This is a genomic window from Saccharothrix sp. DSM 118769, assembly GCF_052936295.1.
Genome location: NZ_CP193627.1, coordinates 4,583,029 through 4,599,253, shown reverse-complemented (window position 1 = coordinate 4,599,253; position 16,225 = coordinate 4,583,029). Strand labels below are relative to the sequence as shown.

Annotated in this window: 13 protein-coding genes; 1 reads left to right on the top strand and 12 read right to left on the bottom strand. The window is 70.7% G+C overall.

What is annotated here, in order from left to right; translation table 11 throughout:
- Positions 1 to 122: 122 nt before the first annotated feature.
- The 11 genes from ACRAKJ_RS19960 to ACRAKJ_RS19910 form a co-directional block, all read right to left on the bottom strand.
- On the bottom strand, positions 123 to 962 hold the full coding sequence (locus tag ACRAKJ_RS19960) for a helix-turn-helix domain-containing protein (protein ID WP_447009073.1): 840 nt from the start codon (positions 960 to 962) through the stop codon (positions 123 to 125).
- Entirely contained in the window at positions 959 to 1,924 is a 966-nt protein-coding gene (locus ACRAKJ_RS19955) for a sigma-70 family RNA polymerase sigma factor (RefSeq protein ID WP_438925371.1), read from the bottom strand. Before ACRAKJ_RS19955 ends, ACRAKJ_RS19960 begins: the two co-directional genes overlap by 4 nt.
- Positions 1,921 to 2,862, bottom strand: coding sequence for an SAM-dependent methyltransferase (locus ACRAKJ_RS19950; protein WP_438925372.1), 942 nt, complete (start codon positions 2,860 to 2,862; stop codon positions 1,921 to 1,923). The genes ACRAKJ_RS19955 and ACRAKJ_RS19950 overlap by 4 nt, the downstream gene beginning before the upstream one ends.
- Before the next feature lie 574 nt (positions 2,863 to 3,436).
- Entirely contained in the window at positions 3,437 to 4,549 is a 1,113-nt protein-coding gene (locus ACRAKJ_RS19945) for an SAM-dependent methyltransferase (RefSeq protein WP_438925373.1), read from the bottom strand.
- Complete coding sequence (locus tag ACRAKJ_RS19940) at positions 4,546 to 5,556, bottom strand: SAM-dependent methyltransferase (RefSeq protein ID WP_447009072.1); 1,011 nt, start codon at positions 5,554 to 5,556, stop codon at positions 4,546 to 4,548. Before ACRAKJ_RS19940 ends, ACRAKJ_RS19945 begins: the two co-directional genes overlap by 4 nt.
- Before the next feature lie 265 nt (positions 5,557 to 5,821).
- A complete protein-coding gene (locus ACRAKJ_RS19935; RefSeq protein ID WP_447009071.1) occupies positions 5,822 to 6,757 on the bottom strand; it encodes a hypothetical protein in 936 nt (311 codons plus the stop codon).
- A gap of 20 nt (positions 6,758 to 6,777) precedes the next feature.
- Positions 6,778 to 8,025 carry a hypothetical protein gene (locus ACRAKJ_RS19930; protein WP_438925376.1) on the bottom strand — a complete coding sequence of 416 codons (1,248 nt, stop codon included), beginning with the start codon at positions 8,023 to 8,025 and terminating at the stop codon, positions 6,778 to 6,780.
- Positions 8,026 to 8,172: 147 nt separating this feature from the next.
- Entirely contained in the window at positions 8,173 to 9,027 is an 855-nt protein-coding gene (locus ACRAKJ_RS19925) for a Scr1 family TA system antitoxin-like transcriptional regulator (protein ID WP_438925377.1), read from the bottom strand.
- Positions 9,028 to 9,362: 335 nt separating this feature from the next.
- On the bottom strand, positions 9,363 to 11,657 hold the full coding sequence (locus ACRAKJ_RS19920) for an NB-ARC domain-containing protein (RefSeq protein ID WP_438925378.1): 2,295 nt from the start codon (positions 11,655 to 11,657) through the stop codon (positions 9,363 to 9,365).
- A 150-nt stretch (positions 11,658 to 11,807) separates the two neighbouring features.
- Positions 11,808 to 12,194, bottom strand: a complete 387-nt coding sequence (locus ACRAKJ_RS19915; protein WP_447009103.1) for an RNA polymerase-binding protein RbpA — start codon at positions 12,192 to 12,194, stop codon at positions 11,808 to 11,810.
- 77 nt (positions 12,195 to 12,271) lie between these two features.
- Positions 12,272 to 12,724, bottom strand: coding sequence for a hypothetical protein (locus tag ACRAKJ_RS19910; protein ID WP_438925380.1), 453 nt, complete (start codon positions 12,722 to 12,724; stop codon positions 12,272 to 12,274).
- A gap of 1,149 nt (positions 12,725 to 13,873) precedes the next feature.
- Here ACRAKJ_RS19910 and ACRAKJ_RS19905 point away from each other — a divergent pair.
- Positions 13,874 to 15,373 carry a helix-turn-helix domain-containing protein gene (locus ACRAKJ_RS19905; protein ID WP_438925381.1) on the top strand — a complete coding sequence of 500 codons (1,500 nt, stop codon included), beginning with the start codon at positions 13,874 to 13,876 and terminating at the stop codon, positions 15,371 to 15,373.
- On the opposite strand, the gene ACRAKJ_RS19900 is transcribed toward ACRAKJ_RS19905, so the two are convergent.
- Positions 15,360 to 16,181, bottom strand: a complete 822-nt coding sequence (locus tag ACRAKJ_RS19900) for an alpha/beta fold hydrolase (protein WP_438925382.1) — start codon at positions 16,179 to 16,181, stop codon at positions 15,360 to 15,362. The two genes, ACRAKJ_RS19905 and ACRAKJ_RS19900, sit on opposite strands and share 14 nt — an antisense overlap.
- Positions 16,182 to 16,225 lie beyond the last annotated feature (44 nt).

Below are 16,225 nucleotides of genomic sequence, written 5' to 3'. Positions count from 1 at the left end.
CGCGGGCACGCGCCTCGCAGATGAGATCGCGCTCCGTGCCCGCCCCGCTACCGCAGCCGCTACCGGACAAGCCCTTCGGCGCAGCAGGTGCCCAGGGCGGGTGCACTCGGCGGCGGCCCAGCTCAGCCGAGCTTGCGGTGGTCGCGGGAGATGTTCTCCAGGAGGTCCTCCAGCGCCTCCCCGCGCACCGCGAGCCGTTCCAGCCGGCCGAACAGCGCCAGGTACTCGCGCACGTCGTGCGGGTCGGTGATGGTGGCGTTGCCGGTGAGCACGCTCAACGTGACCACGCGCTCGTCGTAGACCTGGAACCCGTGCAGCGCCACCATGTTGGCGTCCACCGTCCACGGCACCACGCCGAGCTGCACGTTCGACCGGCGCATGGTCTGCACCAGGTGCTCGATCTGGTCGCACATCAGGTCCGCCGAACCCATCCGCCAGCGCAGCGCGCTCTCCGCGAGCAGGAACACGAACCGCTTGCCCAGGTCGTCCATCCGCGCCCGGCGGGAGCGCAGGGTCGCGATCGCGGTGTCCTGCTCGTGCGACGGCGTGGTGTTCAACACCACCCGCAGGTAGTTCTCGCTCTGCAGCAGCGCGGGCACACCCGCGTTCTGGAAGAAGCGGCTGGTGGTGGCCCTGGCCTCGATGCGGGCCACGGTCTGCTGGTGGCGGTGCGCGCCCCGGTGCAGCACCACCCGGCGGGTCTCCGCCTCGGCGTGCAGCTGCCGGGCCAGCTCCACCAGCTCGACCCTGGTCTCCCTGGTCGCCGACAACTCGGCCACGAGTCTCTCCACGTCGGTCACGGACGGGAGGAGCATGCCGTTCTCGATCTTCGACAACTTCGACTGGCTCATCCCGGTGGCGCGCGCCGTGGCCGTGCCGGTCATCCTGGCCTCGGTGCGCAGCCGCCGTAACTCGCGCGAGAGCCGTTCCCGGACCAGGCGGCTGCGTTCGGGCGCGGTCATGAAACGTGACGTGGTCGACGGGTGGCGGGCGGAAACCTGTCGAGGACTCCGTGTCCGGCCGGTGGGCGGGATGCCGGCCCGCTCGCAGGCTCGGTGGACCACGAGGGACTGGTGCGGCCTGTCGCGACGTGTTCGGCCAGCAGGGCTCGGGCCCGGATCGGTGGTAGTCCGTGGACTGCCTGGTTCAACCAGTTCTGGTTGACGTCGGTCAGCACCACGACGGGAACGTGGATGCGTGTGGTCCGGTGTGTCGCGGCGAGGTGGCGGTGTCCGTCGAGCAGTTCGACCGCTCTCCCCCGGCCCGGGACGGGGCGCAGCAGCAGCGGGCGACACAGCCCTCGGTTGGTGATCGAGTGTGTGAGAAGGTCCAGCTCACCGGGTGGGCGGTCCTGGTTGCGGGGGTTGATCCGGATGGTGTCGCGGTGGATGAGGGTGACGGGTGCGCCGATGCCCCACTCGGACATCGCGCGTACTTTGGCCAGCGCCCGGCAGTAGGCGGTGCGGACGGCGTTGGCGGTGATGTCGAACCGGCGGGCGATCTCGCTGTAGGACAGGTCGTGTGCGTCGCGCAGGAGCAGGATGCGGCGGCTTCGCTCGTCCAGGTGTGAGATCAGCTCGATGACGGTGGTGTCGGATTCGGTGTGGGGTTCGACGGTGGGCGCGTGGCCCCTGTCGATGCTGTCGACCAGTTCGGTCATGTCGCCGACGGGATAATGTCGCCAGGTCTTCGTCGACCGGTAGACCTCGGCGACGCGGCGCTGGACGATGACCGCGACCCAGCCGCGCATGGCCTGTGGCGGACCGCTGTAGCGCGGTACGGCTTGCAGCACCGACAGGCACGCGTCCTGGACCAGGTCCTCCTGGGACAGGTGCGCGGGCAGCGGCGCGTGGCAGGACAGCCGCACCGTGCCGCGGATGAACGGCTCCAGTTCCCGCACCAGTTCCCGGGTGGCGTTGTTCACGCGCTCCCTCCAGCTTCGCCGAGTGACCGGGGACGGGGCTCGTGGCGATCGTCGGCGACGGGCCGGGAAGCGGTCCGCAGCCTTGTGGGACTGTCGCGGAGGCCGGCGGACGGCGGCGCCGTGTCGTTGCCGGGTGCCGCGAGTTCGGCCAGGCAGAAGGCGACGCTGGGGGTGCCGTAGCGCACGTCGTGGGGTGCGGGGTGCCACAGCAGTGCGAGCGTGGCGGCTTCCTGGAGGTTCCAGCCGGAGTCGTGGACGAGACGGGCGAGGTCGGCCCGGCAGTCCGGTGTCGGGTCGTCACCCGCGCGGGCGAGGTGGGTGGTGTCGCTGCGGTGGGTGATCGCGAGCAGCGAGCCCGCGGGTGCGACACCCGCGAGGCCGGTCAGTGTCCGGCCGAGGTCGGCGGGGTCGGTGAAGTGGTCGGCCAGTCCGACGGCGAGGAACGCCACCGGTGTGCCCGTCGGGATCAGGCCGGTGTCCCGGATGGTCGACCAGGCGGTGTGGGGGTCGCGGATGTCGGCCGACACGGCGGTGGTGGCGTTGTCGTGTCGGGTCAGCAGTGCGGCGTGCTCGTGCACGGTGGGGTCGGCGTTGACGTAGACCACCGGTGTGGGCGGTCCGGTGAGGTCGGGCGGGATCCGGTGTGGTGCGAGAGCGGTGTCCGGGATGCCGGTGGCGAGGTCGACGATGGCGCCGACTTTCAGGCGGGCGAAGTACAGGGACGTGCGGGCCTGGCAGGACCACGCGGTGCGGGACCGGTCGCGCAGCGCCGGGTCGTGGTGCAGCAGTCGTTGTACCAGTGCGTGTTCGGCGGCGGTGGCGTGGTCGCTGCCGCGCAGGAGGGCGTGGATGCGGGCGGGGTGGCACGTGGTCAGCGGATCGGTGCCGCTGCTGTCGCGGGCCGTGAACCCGGAAGGCCACCGAGGCAGGTCATTCACCGGGCTGCCTCATCTGCCGTGTCGTGCGGCCAGTGGTCCAGCTGGTCGGCCGGACAAGGCGGTGCAGGTCGGTGGGTGGGCGGCGGGTGGGCCGCACGCGTGTCGGGGCTCGGTCGCGGTATCGCGAACTGGTGGTCGTCGTAGTCGGTGACGTGCTCGCCCATCCGTAGCCGCGGGCCGGGCGGTTCGGCGGGGTCGGGCGCGGTCCGGCGCGCCGGCCTGTCGTGGTCGGTGGTCATGCTGTGGTGTCCGGGTCGTGTCCGTCGGTGTTGGTGTCGATCATGTGTGCTCCGTTCGTGTCAGAGTCGTCGTAGTCCGTGCAGGATCCGGTCGAGAAGGACGCGGTAGTCACCGTGCGGGAGTTCCCTGTGTCGCAGGGCTTTGAGTGCCGCGGCTTGCTCGCGGTCGCGGTCGACGGCGTCGACTTGCGTTGTGGAGCAGGACAGCTCTCCGAGCACGGGCAGGTACTCGGTCGGCGGGCCCGGGTCGGACGTCCGCAGCGGCGACCCGCCGTGGCGGGCGAGTCCCCACGATGGGTCGGTCATCTCGGGGGGACGGCGTGGCGGTGGAAGGCTCACCACGGCGTCCCTGTGGCCGGTCGCCGTCTGGCCGGTTGTCCCCACCATCGGTGTAGCCCGGTGGTGAGCACCGTGACCTGTGTCCGACGGTCGGCCACTGTTGCGTTCTGCGGCGCCGGTGGGGTGAAACCGGGTAGCTGCTGCCAGCCAGCGCGTCGCGCGATCGGTACGGGGTCGGGCAGGGCCGGGTCCGGTGATCGGGCCAGCACCAGCAGCGAGTCCTCCCGCACGGTGGTGCGCCAGGCGCGCAGCACCGCACACAACCGGCGCGGGTCGGGCACCAGGTCGCTGATGGTCAGGGCGTCGAGCACCACGGGGCGGCCGGGGTGCAGAAGACGGCCGGGACGCGTCGTGTTGAAGCCGGTCACGGCCTGCCATACCGCGTGTACGTCGCAGGGGTTGGCCACCACCACCCCCACGTGGGAGTGGTGGTTCACCGCTGCCCGGGTCGCGGCGGCCACATGGTGGTCGGTGACGACGTAGACCACGGGGACGGGCGAGGTGTCGTCTTCCAGGGCGACGTGCGCGCAGCGCACGACCCGGTGGGCGGGGAGACCGGTGGACAGGTCCAGGACCTGTTCGACAAGGCCGCGGTCGGTCAGTGTCCGCAGCGCGTGTCCGCGCTGGATCTCGACGGCGCGGGCCTGTGTGTCGATGTCCGGGTCCAGCTCGCGCAGTCGCTGCGCCTCGAGCCGGTCGATCGGGCGGTGGAGGGTGCCGCCGAGCAGGTGGTTGCGCAGCAGGACCGGGTGCGGCCACCGGGTGCTCAACGCGTCCGAAGACGACCCGCCGTCTCCGCTTGCCAGCGCGGCCCTGCCCCGGCCGTCGAGGAAGCACGGTCTGGGCAGTGCACGCCGTGCCGGCGGGGGCGGCAGTAGGTCCAGTTGACGTCCTTCGGCCCGCCCCAGGTCGGTGACCCGGTACAGGCGGCGGCGCCGCGTGCCGGGATGCGCTGGTTGCCACGTGCGGGTCACGAGGCCGGCGGTGACCAGTCGCACCAGGCGCAGGTAGTTACCGCCCGCGCCGGTGTGTTGCCGGATGTCCCGGCCGGTCAGTCCGTGTTCACCTGCCTTGGCCAGCGCTACCAGAATCCGATGCGTCGCGTTCACCGCCGCCCACCGCCCGTATCGACGCCACGGGGCAAGACTCGCCAGGCCGTGTCGGTCGCCGGTGCCTCGTTGACGGGGGCGGTGGTGGTGTGGTGTCGGGGTCGGTATGCGGCGATGCCCGCCAGGACCGAGGCCGCGCGCCCGTCGGGGCGTGCCGGGAACCGTTCGGCGACGCCCGGCCCTGCCGCAGGGCCGCGGGATGCCCAGGTCAGCGGCTGTGTGAGCAGCCAGCCTGCGGTGCGCAGCGACGCGGCCAGTGCCGCGCCGGAGCGGGCGGTGAACGCCCTGTCCAGCGCGGTGTAGAGCAGGCGGGCCCTACCGGCGGCTCTGGCCTGGGCAGGGGTGCGGGCGTCATCGGTGTCGTGGGTGAACACCAGCAGTGACCCGTCGGGCAGCTCGGTCCCCCAGGCGGCCAACATCCGCTCCAGCCCGGAGCCGAGCGGCTCGCTCTCCAGGGCGCCCATGCCGGCGAGCAGCACCACGGGGTGATGCGGGGTCAGCAGTCGACGTGTGCGGATCACCGCCATGGCCTCGCCGGGGCGGTCCGGGGCGCACCGGACGACCCGGTGGGGTGTGCCGCGCAGCAGCGCGGCGGTCTGCGCGGCGGTGCCGGGATCGCCGTCCAGGCGCACCAGGCGCACACCTGTGTGGGCGTCGAAGGCGAAGTAGGGTCCCTCGGGCGTGGGCAGCACCGGGCAGAGGTCGATCACCTGGTCGTAGCCGCGGGCCCGCAGAGTCCGCAGCGTGCCGGTAAGCAGCGTTTCGGACGCCTTGAGGTCCACGACCCAGCGGGGCCATCGGGCGACCAGGCTCTCGGCGAAGCCGCGGTCGGCCTGGGTGTGCACGCGTCCACCGAGCAGGTAGGCGCTCGCCCGCGCCGGACAGGCCCGCACGACCGCCCCAGAGGCGGACGCTCCGGAGGCGGACGCTCCAGAGGAGGCCGGTCCGGTAGAGGAGGACAGTCCGGTGAAGGACGCTCCGGTGCCTGGGTGCAGGGCGGTCGTCATGGCGTTCTCCGTTCGCGGCGTCGCGGGTGGGCGCTCGCTCGGCGAGCGGGCGGGAAGGCCGGGTCGGGTCGGGTCCGGGCAGGGCGATCGCCGCGAGCGTGGTGCCGTACGGGTCCGGCAGGAGGACACGATTCGACGGCGGCGGTGACGTCCTCGGCGGCGGTGTCTTCAGCGGCGATGTCCGTCGATGCCGCGGTCGTGAACAGGGGTTCCTCGCCGGTCGACGGCGGGATCACGGGCCCCCGGTCGGGCCGTAGGGCCCGGATCACGACCGGCCCTCGTCAGGCGCGTCCAGCTGGTTGTCGAGAGTCCACGCGAGCACGGTGTCCAGGCGTCGGGGGTTGAGCAGATGACGTCGGCGCACCGCGTCCGCGCCGTCGTCGGCGTGTTCGCGGGCGAGGACGCGCACGGCCAGCAACCACGCCGCACTACCCGGCCGGTGCACCCGCAGTTGCGGTCCCAACGGCATCCCGGCGACCAGCCGGCCGTCGCAGTAGCGGCGCACCGCGCCGTAGAGGATGTGGGTGCTGACGTCGTGGCGTCGCTTGACCGCGTCGGGATGTTCGCAGGTCAGGAACTCCCCCGCCAGGATCGCTTCGCCCTGCCGGCGGACCGGGTGGGCCAGGGGCAGCGACCGGATCTGCGGGCCGATCGGCCGATCGGTGTGCAGTGTCAGGTCGGCTTCGCGCAACAGGACCTCGAGTCGACGCGGCGTGAGTGCGTGGCGTGCCGCCAGCTCCCCCGGTGTGATCCCCGTGGCGGCCTGTGCCTTGAGTTCCGCCAGGCACGCCAGGCGGAAGGCGTCGACGCGGCTGCGCCCCGACAGCTGCGGCCCCAACGGCAGGGACAGATCTGGCCTACCTGCCGCGACGGCACCCGCGCCGGTTCGGCCGGGGTCGTAGACGGTCACGGTGCGCAGACGGCCACGCGGGTCGACCGCGGTCACCACGGAGTCCAGAGACGCCCCTGACGTGTGCACGCCCGCGATAAGCACCTCGACGCGGTCGCCGTGATCCAGCGCCCAGCCGAGGACGCGATGCCGACGACCCGTCTCGTCGTCCTCGACGAGCGCGACCAGCGCGGGCGCCTGCGACCGCGCCCACCCGGCCAGGTGCGCGCCGGGCATCGCAGCGCCGGAGAGAAGATCCGTGGTCTTGTCGACCCACCGCGGGCCGTCCTCGCCCGGCAACAGGGAATCCACGCGCGGCAGTGGGTGATCCATCAGTCCACCCCGCCGATCGCGGTGTGGCGGGCGCGGGCGTCGTCGGCGCGCTGGGGGTGGCTTGCGCGGTCGAACAGCGCGGCGGCGCGCAGGTAGCCGCTCGCCGCACTGTCGTGTTCGCCGCAGGCGAGCAGGGCGTGGCCGAGGTGCAGTTCGACCTCCGCGAGGTAGAGGGTGTCGGCGTCCGGGTCGAGCAGCAGCACCGCCTCCCCCAGTTCCTCGACGGCCTCGCGGGCGCGGTCCTGCTCGAGCAGGACACCGGCGAGCAGGACCAGCACCCGGGCGGTCTCCGGAAGCCGCGGGCGTGGGGTGGACCCGATCAGCTCCAGGGCGGCGCGGAAGTCCGCTTCCGCCCCGGCCAGGTCACCGGTGGAGTGGCGTACTTCGTCCCTGTGCCGCCTTCGCAGGCCCTTGGCCGTCGGTGAGGTGTCCTCGGCTTCGGCGCGGTGAAGGCAGGTCAGTGCGAGGTCGGGTGCGCCGGTGGCGTGGTGGGCGCGTCCCAGCTGCGACCACGCGGTCGCCTTCGACCAGGCGTGGTCGAACATCACCGCCAGGGCCAGGGCCAGGGCCTGCTCGCCGGCTTGCACGGCCTCGGCGTGGCGGCCCAGTCGCAGCAGCGCCCAGCAGATCCTCGCGTGGGCGGCCGAGGCGTAGGGGTGTTCGAGGCGGCGGGCCGAGGCGGCCAACTGCTGGGTGTCGAGCACGGCGTCGAACAGCCCCGCGGAGCGCAGCAGGATCCACAGCCGCTCGCCGATCCCCCACACCAGGTCGTCGTAGCCCAGGTCGTCCGCCAGCCGCTGGCAGGCCACGACGGTGATCCACTCGGCATCGACCCAGGCACGTGCCGCCACGCGGTCGGGTGGTGTCCACGCCGGGCCGGGTGGTTCGGAGAAGGCGAACTTGCCGGGCTCCAGCGTCTCCGAGGCCGCGGTCAGCCTGGCCATGTAGTGCTCGACCAGCCGCAGGTGCGCGGCGGTCACGTCCAGGTCGGCGGTGACGTCCGGGTCGGCGGTGCGCTCGGCACGCAGCACGTCGGGCACCCGAAACCGGGCTGCGTCGGCCGGGCCGTCGCGGTGCAGCAAATCTGCGGCCACCAGCTCGACCAGCGCCGCGTCGACACTCGCCGGGTCGTGGTCGGGCAACAGGGTCCGGACAGCGTCGAGCCCCAGGTCGAGGCAGGGAGCAGTGCGCAGGATCGCCCGCAGGGTGCGGGCGGGGTCGTCGAGCGCGTGGTGAGCCGGAGTCATGGCGGCAGTCCAGGTGTCGTGATGGCTGTGGAGGGTGGACGCGATGCGGGTCCGTAGGGCCGTCGCAGGCCCTTCATGGGGCTTGACGGCGCCGACGTCGCGGCGTCGGCCGCCGTGAGGGCGCCGGTGCCGCGGGTGGGGCCCCGGTCAGCGGATGCCTTTGTCGTAGACATCGGCCCAGCGGGCGATGACCTGACCGGACTGGGCTTCGGGCAGGGCGCGGGCGTGCAGTTCGCGCATCCGGTGCCGGTAGTGCTCGATGGCGTCGGGGTGGTCGTGGAAGACGGTGGCGAGGCCGCTCTCGCTGTAGGCGAGCGGTGGCAGGGGCGGGGCGAAGGTGAGCAGCGTGGCGTGATGGCGCAGAGCGGGATGCGGTGACGCGGTCATCGGGATGACGTGCACGGTGACGTCGGGCCGGCCGATCAGCAGGGCGAGGTGGAGCAGTTGGTCGCGCATGACGGCCCGGTCCCCCACGACCAGCCGCAGCGCGGTCTCGTGGACGTAGAGGGTGATGTGCGGCGGGGTGCGGCTGTGCAGGAGACGGTCCAGCCGCGCGGCCCGGACCGAGGTCAGGTTCTCGTCGCCGGTCAGGGCCCGGGCGTAGGCCGCGGTCTGGGCGAGGGCGGGCACGGTGAGCGGTTCGTAGGCGACGACGTCGCCGGCCAGGCGTTCGTGGACGGTCAGGGCGGTGAGCGTGTCGGGGCTGCCGTGGTGGGAGCGGGTGAAGCTTCCGGTGTCGGGCTCGTGGACGATGGCCATGACGCGGTCGCGGGTGGCCTTGTCCGCGCCGCAGCGGCCCACCATGATCGCGATCTCCCATTGGCTGGTGCCGCGGCTGCCGGTTTCGAGCTTGCTGAGCTTGCCCAGCGACCAGCCCAGGCTCTCGGCGACCTCGGCGGAGGACAGGCCGGCGGCATGGCGGACGCGGCGCAGTTCCTCGCCGAGCTCGCGGCTGCGCGCCGTGCTCAGCCTCGTCTGGGTGGTCTTCTCGTCGGTGTCCATCAAGCTTCCTCGGTTGTGCTCGGGTGCCACGGTGCGGCCGGTGGCCGTGTTCGAAGTGCGGGGGCCCAGGTCGGGCGGGTGCGGCCGGCAGACCGGTCCGTCCCGGGAGCGTTGACCGTGACCGGTATGGCGTGGTCCGTCCCGGTGCGGGGATCGTTGATCGCGGCGCGCCCGGCGTCGTGGTCGAGGGGTCGGCCACTCCGGGCTGCGGTGCGGGAGGGAAAGTCGGGTCCGGTTCGACGGCTGATACGGCTGTGCGGACAGGCGCACGGTGACCTGGCCGGGCCGCAGAATGGTGCCGGTCATCCGGCCGCTCAGCGTGTCGGTCGTCCTGTTCACGGCCGCCGCGACTCCGGATCCTCGACAGTCCGATCACCGTCGGGCTCGGCCGTGGCGGGAGCACCTGTGGCGGCGAGGCGCTCACGCACCCGGCCGGCGCACGGGGAGTTGACCGACTCGTACACGGTGAGGGCGTCGGCGAGCCGGTGCGGGTAGGACGGGTCGCCGGTGGCGTGGGCGATGTCGGCGAGGACTTCCAAGGCGCGGGCGTGCTCGACGGCATCGGCCAGTCGTGCCAGCCCGTCGACGGCCGCAACGATCAGGGCACGGGCGCGGTCGTGCTGACCTATCCCCAGGTGGGCGCGGGCCAGGTCGACGCGGGTGCGCAGCGCGTTGCGCTCGTCGGGTTCGGGCAGCGCGGCGAACTCGTCGAGGGTGCGTGAGAGTTGGACCTGCGCGAGGTGGGGTTGGCCCGCGTCGAGGTACAGCACGCCGAGGTGGTGGTTGGTCAGGGCCTGCTCGCGCAGCGCTCCTATCGCCTGGTACTGGCGGGCCGAGAGCCGGAACTGGTCACCGGCGTGGTCGACGTTGCCCAACGCTTGGTGGTAGAGGCCCAGGGTGGTGCGGCAGTCCGCCTCGCCCCACCGGTCCCGCAGCCGCAGCCGCAGCGCGAGAGCCGCCGTGAGTGCCTCGGCGGCCTCGTCGAACGCACGCAGCGAGGTCTGCGCCAGTCCGATCCGCGTGAGCATCTCCGCCTGCGCCGCCTCGTCATCCCAGGCGTGGGCGGCGCGCAGGGCGAGGACGTCCAACTCCAACCTGAGCGTGTAGTCCTTGCGGTGCTGCCACAGCGGCCACAGTGCATCGACCAGGTGCCAGGCCCGCCGGTGCCCGCCTGCGGTGTGCAGGGCGTGGGCGTAGGCGGCGACGGTGTCGACGGTGCGCTCCAGCCAGGCCAACGCGCCCGCCCGGTCGGAGAAGGCCACCGCCTCGCCGGACATGTCGTCTTCCGCGGTGGCGGGGTAGGGCGTGCGGCGCCGGTGGGGCGTGACGAGCAGGTCGGCGGCGTGCAGCGCCGGCCACAGCACCAGGTCGACCACCCGCACCAGCGCGGCGAGCCGCACCTTCTTGGGGTCGAGGGTCTCGGCGAGGCGGCGGGCGAGGTGGTGCGGGACCGCGTCGATCTCCCACACCGGCCCGGTAGTCCCCGCCGGATCCTGCGCGCTGTCGGTGCCTGGCAGGTTCGTGGCCGGGTGGTGGGTCAGCAGGTGGGCGGCGACGAGACCGTCGAGCACGCGATGCACCCGCGCAGCCCGGCGCGACCGCGACCGGCTGGTCAGATCCGACCGCTGCTCGTCTGCGGCCTCCACGTCCTGGACCGAGGATGGCTGCTCGTGGGAGGGGGCGAGCAGCGCGAGCAGCATCGGGAAGGTGAAGCGACTGACCGGTTGCACGCCGAGCAGCCGGAACAGCACTTGGCCGAGAGGCTCCAGACCCTCGTAGTCCGCTGTCACGGCACGTTCCACGACGTTGTCCTCCCGCGCGCGGCTGTCCACTGGGTCCCCGGCGAGGTCGGCAGCCAACACGGCCAGCGGCACGCCTGGGTGCAGCGCGGCGTTCGCGGCCAACAACGCGATGCTCAGCGGACGCCCGCCGCAAAGCCCGACCAGCGCGGCGGCGGCCTGGAGGTCGGCGTGCACGCGGTCGTGCCCGGTGATGCCCTGGAACAGGGCCAGCCCGTGCTCTCTGCTCAGGGCCGCGACCTGGTGCGGCCACGCGCCCTGTTCGATCAACCGGACCAGCGGGCGACGGCCGGTGACCATCAACAGGCAGCGCGGTCCGCTGGGCACCAGCGGCATCACCTGTCCGACCTCGCCGACATCGTCGAGCAGCACCGCCAGCGCCCGACCGGAGGTCAGGGTCCGGTACAGCGCGATGCGGTGCTCGGGTTCGGCGGGTAGAGCGTGCTGCGCGACACCCAACGCGAGCAGGAACCCGGTGAGCACGGAATCCGGGTTAGGAACATGAGCCGGTCCACCGGCGTCGAACCGGGCATACAGCAGCCCGTCAGGAAACCTGTCACGCAACTCCGAGAGCCACCGCACCGCCAACGCGGTCTTCCCAATCCCCGCCGGGCCGTGCAGACCCACCATCACCGGGCCCACCCCCACCGCTGCATCGGCGTCGGTGACTGTGGGCAGCAGGAGGCTCAACCGCTCACGATCGCGCTCCCGGTCGGTGAACACCCGCATGCCCGGTGGCAACTGCCACGGAACAACCGCCGCGGCACCTGCGGACGGGTTGTGGAGGTTGAGCATGTCGATGCTGCCCGCCTGCACGGCCGAGCCATGCACGATCCCACCCAACCCGTTCCCCTTGATGGGCCCTGAATTCATGCCGCCCCGTCGATAAGCATCGCAGTGTCCACCCCGTTGCACACCCCTTGCCTCAGGGAGTAAGAAATTTCATCGCTATTTCATTGACGACGCGAGACGCCCCCGCCGTTACCGTCGGACGGAATGCAGTAATTCCAGCCGTTCCCGCAGGAGGGCTTCCAATTCGGGGATGGTCCGGCGTTCCCGGAGCATCTGCCACGGCGTCCTGCCGGGCCTGTCGGTCTTCGGTCCGCGACCTTCCCCCTCGGAGGACGCACGTGACGATCCGCTGCCTGGGTTCCACAACGCGCCGTGCGTGGGGCCGGTCAACGTCGCGGGTCTGCCGCCATGCCGGCGGCATTGCCAGGTCGCAGGCGCGGCAGCCGTCCGGGCCAGACGAAGGGTGAAGGAGTGCTGCCAGAGGCACTGGTAGGTCGCCAGCCAGCCCGGCTCCGGGGCGTCGATGACCGATTCAGGCGTTCTGCGAGCGGGCCAGGGCGTGCTACCCCTGAGCATCTCCCTGTCGAACATTGCACCCCTTGTTTTCGTACAGCGCGAAGACGTTTATTCGGTACCGGGAATATCAGTATCGATCAGTTGTGGACGCGCTTCGTGTGGCCGTCGGCACGGTCGCCGGCCACTCTCGGCGCGTTCTCTTTCGGCGACTCGGCCGCGGACGAGATCGCGGCTTTCGCGGCATCTCCGAAGAGTTCATTCAGCAGTTCGGGCGTGAAGTGCGGGTTCCGACTCAGAGCGTCGATCCCGGCGTTGACCACCGTCTCGTAGGATGCGGTATCGACCTCGTCGGCTTCGACGTCGTCGACGGCCTCAGACTCGGGGCCGGAGTCCTCGAAGCGGGAAAAGGCCGCCAAGACGATCGCCGTCCGTTGGAGGTGCAGGCCGAGCAGATGAGCCGCCCGCCCCAGCGACACGGTGTACTCGACCGTATTGGTCGGGTCCTCTTCGGCCACCAACCGGCCCAGGAAGCGGGCGATGTCGGCGTTGACCCTCGATAGCTGGATGGAGATCGTTCTCCGCTCGTCCACGACATGCTCCGTTGCTGTGCCGATGAAGATGAACCCGACTCGGTGCCGGCAAGTCCCGTTCGACGACGGTCTGGCCCTGTTCGCCTGTACGCCGCAGGCGGTCGGGTCGCAGCGGCGTTGACGAGCCCCAAGGGCGAGCGGTCGACGGGTGAGCGCGATTCGGGGATGTGCGCTTTGCACTCCCTCGCCGCTCGCTGGCATTCCCGGCCGCCCGCGCCCGCCGGGAGTAGAAGCCTGTGTGTCCGCGATCCCGTCGCGGGCTGCATGAGGCGCCGGGAGGCGATGTTGCGGATCATCGCTTCCCGACCGGGATCCGGTTCCATCGTGACGATCCGGGCCCCTGTTCCGCTTAGCTGCGCGAGGAGCGCCATTCGTATGGCGGGGTCGGACGAGAGATGGTCCAGGGACGGAACCACGACCGCGAATGCGCCTCTCAACGTCGCGACATCCAAGACCGCAGTGGAGCCGACACGGCCGCCGAGGCGTTCGTCGGCCACGTCGCGGTCGACCGCGACTTGTGACAACGGCAGCTCAGTGTGCTGGCAGTACCGTGCGACGGTTCGACGGATCCTCTCCGGCGGGTCCCTCCATCGGATGTCGCCTGTGTCGCGGGTGTCGCCTGTGTCGAAGGCGCTGTTGACGCGCGCGTAGCCGACGACCTGAGGGAGATCGTCGCCGCGAAGCGGCGCACTGGTAGATGGCCGCTTCATCCGGTGAACACCGTTGCGCGTGATGGGCATCGTGCGATGATGTGGGGCAATCCGGTAGCGAAGACGCCGGAGGCGACAGTCGCGTGATGTTCTCGCGATGCAGCTATCCACATCCGCCTCACCTCCGGTTCCGCTGGGGACGGTGGCTTGTAATTCCATGTCCGTCGTGATGACCAAGAGTGGCGTCGGCTAGCACTTGTGAGGTTGCGGGTAGCAGCAAGTTGATCTGCGAAAAACGCAAGTGCCGTTACGGTGTGTTTTAGTAGCGTGACCTGGCTGACCGGGGTTCGGTCGGAGCCGGAGGGAGGCGGTCGTCATAGGCGACACCGATGCGGTGCGTCACTGCGCTTGCGGCACCCGGCTCGCCCGCGACAACCGCACCGACCGCTGTGGTGCCTGCACCCGGGCCGGGCGCCGTCACCAGACCGAACCCCCCGAGGTGTCCTCCGAGTTCTGGGACCACCCCGAGCTGCGCAGTGCCCTGACCGTCCGAGACATCGGCGCCGTCATCCGCGCCTACCGCAAACACCCCCACCACCCCCGGCCCATCCGGCAGGAGACCGCCGCGGCCTGGATCGGCTTGTCACCCACACGACTGAGCAGGATCGAGAACGGCGAGCCCGTCAACGACCTCACGAAGCTCGCGCGCTGGGCGCAGCTCCTGCACATCCCGCAGCACCTACTCTGGTTCCGGATGCCCGACGCAGGCGACCCCTCACAGACAGCGCAGCCGGAACAACGCCACGAGCAACCCTCCGGCGGACTACATCTCCAGGTGGTGCTCGACGGACAACTGGTGCTCGTGCCGCTGGACCAGCGGAGCATCACGACCCGTGACCTCGCCTCCCTGCTGGATAGGTGGATCATGGACGGGGCTCGCCTGTCCGGAGCAAACGCCGCTCCTGTCGCCCACAGCGACATGCCGATAAGCCGCCGCTCTCTTCTTCAAGGGACCGCTGTCTTCATGTTTCCAGCGCTCGGACCGGGCGAGATCGCGCAAGTGGACAAAGCGATGGCGAACCCTCGCCGCTTCCTAAACGGTGAAGTGGTCGATCATCTCGCCCGCCAACTCCGCGAGGCCATGGCGGACGACGGCCGCCAAGGCCCGAAGAAGACATTGCCGGTCGCGCTCGGACTCCTGGAAGCCGTCCGACAAGTGGCGCGCGACGTGAAACCCGACGTCCGTCGTCAACTCCTGTCGATGGGCGCGCAAGCAGCGGAATTCACCGGCTGGCTCTACCGGGACGCCCAGGAGCCCGAGCGCGCCGCATTCTGGCGGGATCGTGCGACCGAATGGGCACAGGAAGTCAACGACACCTCCATGCAGGGCTACATCCTGTTGAAGAAGGCCCAGGCCGCCTACGACGAACGTGACGCGCTGCGCATGCTTACCCTCAGCCAGGCCGCTCAATCGGGACCATGGTCGCTTCCGGTCCGCGTGAGGGCTGAGGCTGCCCAGCAGGAGGCCCGTGCCCACGCGATGCTGGGAGTGGACGACACGGAAGTCGACCGGAAGTTGGACGAGGCCCACACCCTATTGGCGGACGCCGAGAGCAGCAGCGGCGACGCCAAGGAAGCCCTCGGTGGCCACTACAACGCCACGCTGCTGACGATGCAGACGGCAATCTGCCACACCGAAGCCGGGCGCCCGCGTCGAGCCGCTGACCTGTACCGCGCGTCCTTGTCCGCCCACGAGTTCTCGCCTCGTGACTACGGCTACTTCATGTCGCTCATGGCGACCTCGCTGGGCCTGGCAGGCGAACCCGACGAAGCAGCCCATACGGCGCTCAAGTCCCTGGCCTTGGCCCAGGAGACCGACTCGCACCGCACGCTCAAGGAACTGTCGGCGGTGGTCGAGACCCTGAAGCCCTGGAAGACCCGGGCGGCCGTGCGAGAACTTCACGAAGCGGTGTCGGCGGTCACCATCACACCGCGGTGATCCACTCCGCCACGGTCCGGACGACCGATGCCTGCCACTGCCGGCTCTGGGGGTTGAGGTAGCCGGGATCGTCGTGCACGGCGAACCCGTGCTGCGAGCCTTCGATCTCGACCAACCGGTGCTCGGCACTGAACTGGGACACGGCCCAGCGTGACGACTCGACCGGGACGAAGGTGTCCTTGGTGCCGTGCACGATCAGCGTCGGCGCGGTGATCTCGCCCAGCGACAGGTGCGGACTCAGCCAGAACACCTCGTTGAGCAGGGCCCGCCCGTGCCGGAAGGTGGGCGTGAAGTCGATGTACCCCTGCTCGACCAACAGTTGGGACGTGTCGTCGTCCAGATAGTCATCGGACCAGTAGTCCCGGCTGTCGATCGTCCGCTTCTTGTAATCCAGTTGAGGGTTGAGCAGTACCAAACGCTCCACCTCGTCGGACCGCTTGGCCGCATAATAAGCGCAGATACCGCCCCCGAAACTTGCGCCGAGCAGGCTCGCCGTTTCGACACCGGCCACTTCCCGGACATGCCGCAACGCGACACGGATGTCATTGAGGATCGCGGACAGCGTCACGTCCTGCTGACGTCCGTCACTTTGGCCGTGGCCTCGCAAGTCGAAACGCAAGCTCGCGACGCCGACTTTAGCCAGACCGTCCGCCAAACGCCCGAAAAATCCGCCCTCCTCGCGGGTGACGCCGCCACCGTGGACGAGAACAATCGCATGACTCGACGTCGCTTCAGGTGTCACGATCGTGCCCCGAAGTTGAAGGCCGTCAAGAGCCCGAAAAACCGTCTCGACGCTGGTCGCGGCCATCTCAGCTCCTATCCCTCATCAACTGTGGTCATCATCGCAGGGAA

What these genes read in the sequence shown, in the direction of transcription:
- ACRAKJ_RS19960 (WP_447009073.1), bottom strand. Translation starts at nt 962, where the DNA reads ATGACCGCGCCCGAACGCAGCCGCCTGGTCCGGGAACGGCTCTCGCGC.
- ACRAKJ_RS19940 (WP_447009072.1), bottom strand. Translation starts at nt 5,556, where the DNA reads ATGACGACCGCCCTGCACCCAGGCACCGGAGCGTCCTTCACCGGACTG.
- ACRAKJ_RS19930 (WP_438925376.1), bottom strand. Translation starts at nt 8,025, where the DNA reads ATGACTCCGGCTCACCACGCGCTCGACGACCCCGCCCGCACCCTGCGG.
- ACRAKJ_RS19925 (WP_438925377.1), bottom strand. Translation starts at nt 9,027, where the DNA reads ATGGACACCGACGAGAAGACCACCCAGACGAGGCTGAGCACGGCGCGC.
- ACRAKJ_RS19915 (WP_447009103.1), bottom strand. Translation starts at nt 12,194, where the DNA reads ATGCTCAGGGGTAGCACGCCCTGGCCCGCTCGCAGAACGCCTGAATCG.
- ACRAKJ_RS19900 (WP_438925382.1), bottom strand. Translation starts at nt 16,181, where the DNA reads ATGGCCGCGACCAGCGTCGAGACGGTTTTTCGGGCTCTTGACGGCCTT.